2 protein-coding genes and 1 pseudogene are annotated in these 2274 nt (G+C 59.2%); 1 reads left to right on the top strand and 2 read right to left on the bottom strand.

Features of this window, described 5'->3' with window-relative positions; all coding sequences use genetic code 11:
- A pseudogene (locus tag ABX749_RS30145) lies at positions 1 to 264 on the bottom strand (translation elongation factor EF-P); the annotation flags it as partial.
- A gap of 371 nt (positions 265 to 635) precedes the next feature.
- Between ABX749_RS30145 and ABX749_RS30140 the strand changes: the two are divergent.
- The gene (locus ABX749_RS30140) at positions 636 to 1955 is read left to right on the top strand and encodes a hypothetical protein (RefSeq protein ID WP_372899295.1); all 1320 of its coding nucleotides are present in this window, start codon (positions 636 to 638) and stop codon (positions 1953 to 1955) included.
- Between the two features lie 10 nt (positions 1956 to 1965).
- Here the strand turns inward: ABX749_RS30140 and ABX749_RS30135 are convergent.
- Positions 1966 to 2274: hypothetical protein (locus ABX749_RS30135; RefSeq protein ID WP_372899294.1), on the bottom strand; the 309-nt coding region annotated here is incomplete at its 5' end.

Below are 2274 nucleotides of genomic sequence, written 5' to 3'. Positions count from 1 at the left end.
GTCTTCCTTGTCCATGACGAACAGATGCGTCGCGTCGGTGTACAGCATTTGAACTTCGCGACGCGAGAAGTCGGCTTCTTCGATCACGTCGGTGCCTTTCATCGTGATGTCGACCTTGTTTCGGGTCAGGACATTGCGGGCGCGGAATTTGTACAACGTTGCCGCCCCCCGGGCCGAAGGCGAGTGGACGGTGATGCCGCGGATCAGGACGGGGGCACCCTCATGAACGACGACCGTACCTGTCTTGATGTCTTTTGCGAGCATGTTTGGTATTTCGCCAGCGATGGTAAACCGGTGAAGGAAATGGATCAGTGGCAGATTCTACGCGGCGAAAGTCGGCGGCTCAACGACACAGGTCAGACACTCGGTAGCCGATCCCGCTGGTCAATCGTAGCGGTGGCCGATGGCGGCTGTTAGAGTGGTTCGAGTGCTCCGACAACGTTTAGATTGAGGGTGCCGCGGAAAAGGGGGCAGGTACCAAAAATGCGAAGCACCCGTTGGGCCATTTGGTTTTTGGTACCTGACCCCTTTTCCGCTCGACTGCCCCCTTTGTCACTCGGCAAGCGCAACCCTAAATGCAGATCTGGACAGAGCACTCGCACCAATGTCTGCCACCCGGAACCGTCCCAATCGCTATGAAACTTCGAACAAAAGCCACTCTCTCCGCACCCCGGTCCCGGCGAACGTTTCTCGCCACCGCATCTGCCTCAGCCGGCGGGCTGCTGTTGCCCGGTGCTGCGGCCTTCTGGTGCTCCACACCGGGGGGGCTGTGTGCGGCGACGACCGATGTCGGTTCCACCGACCACTTTTGGTATCGACTCGCGCCGCCAGGTCCCTACATCGATTCGCAACGCGATCACAAAGCGTTCGGGTTCGATGACGGCGCGGTTTATCTGTCCGAGGACAATGGTGCGACTTGGCCGCACCGGTTGTCGTTTCCCGATGCCGACAAGATCACGTTCAGCTGCATCCTGAAAAATGGCAACCTTCTGTTCGCCACGCTGACGGAACTGTTCTTGAGCACCGACAACCTGAAGTCGTGCAAGCAGATCATCGTCAAAGATCGCAAGGGCAATGACTACCTGCCGCACACGCCGCTGGATCCTGACAACCCGGGTTGGTACTTCCATCCGCTCGATGGCGTCCACACGTGGGATGTCGATGGGACGGAGATGCTGGTTTGGGGAAACTATTGCAACGTGCTCGGCGGTGCGGTTCCGATCAACATTTATTACTCCACCGACGGAGGCCAGACGGTCAAGATCGCGTTCTCGTTTGGGCAGAGTCCACAGTTCCAGCAGAAGGGCGCCGGCGCGGGGGATCTGCTGGGCGATCCCGAGATTCCGATCGTGTGCCGTCACATTCATTCGGTCGCCTATAATCCCGCCGAGAATGCGTTTTACGCTTGCACGGGAGACCATGATCGGGCGGACGGGGCGCGCGGCGACGTGCATGAATGTCATTGGATGCGCGGCACCTATGATTCGGCGAACGACTCCTGGGACTGGAAGGTCCTGGTGTCGGTCAACTCCAATTCGCGATACAAATCCGGCGGGATCAATTTTGTCGATGGCCGGCTGTACTGGGCGTCTGACGCGAACGGACGCAACGGCGTGATGCCGCATGACCGCGGCATTTTTAGCTGCGACCCGGCCGATCTGGCGGACAAGTCCAAGCACACCCTGCTGTTCAATCCCGAATACGAATCCGCCAACATGATCATCCAAGACGGTGTGATCTTGTCGGCGCACTACGCACCTGCGTCGCCGTACGACACCGGATTCATCATTTCAACCGACATGGGAAAGACCTGGGCACAGTACGACCTCAAGCAATTCGGCAAACGATCCGCCGTCCGCTTTCACCGTCGAAACGCCGAGGGTTGGTTCCGCGTCGACCTGAGAAAGGGCTGGATCGAGCGGGGCGAAGTGTTGTTCATCAAGCCGAAGATTTAGCGGTAGTGGGCTACGCCGGCGGCTTGCTGGCCGCGAATTCCCACGCCTCTCGATCTTGCAGCGTTTGGATCAGCGTCGGCAATGCCGTGGTGAGGCTGTCTTGGTCCGATGGGTCCAGGTCGCCGGCGATGGGATCCAGGGTCAGGGTGTCGTCGTCGGACCGTTGCGGGTCGGTGATGAAGAACGCCACGGGCGGGCTGGTCATCCATTCCACGAAATGCTCGGCGACGCGTTGTGTCAGGTCGGGATGGGAGCGTCGAAGGGATTCGTCGGCGACGAAGACGATGTGACGTGGTTTCATCTGTCGTCCCCAAAGTCG

Origin of the sequence: Stieleria sp., assembly GCF_041595215.1 — a bacterium.
Classification (GTDB): domain Bacteria; phylum Planctomycetota; class Planctomycetia; order Pirellulales; family Pirellulaceae; genus Stieleria; species Stieleria magnilauensis.
This window is presented reverse-complemented; position numbering and strand designations above follow the sequence as displayed.

Coding starts and splice junctions, on each gene's coding strand:
- ABX749_RS30140 (WP_372899295.1), top strand. CDS start 636: ATGAAACTTCGAACAAAAGCCACTCTCTCCGCACCCCGGTCCCGGCGA.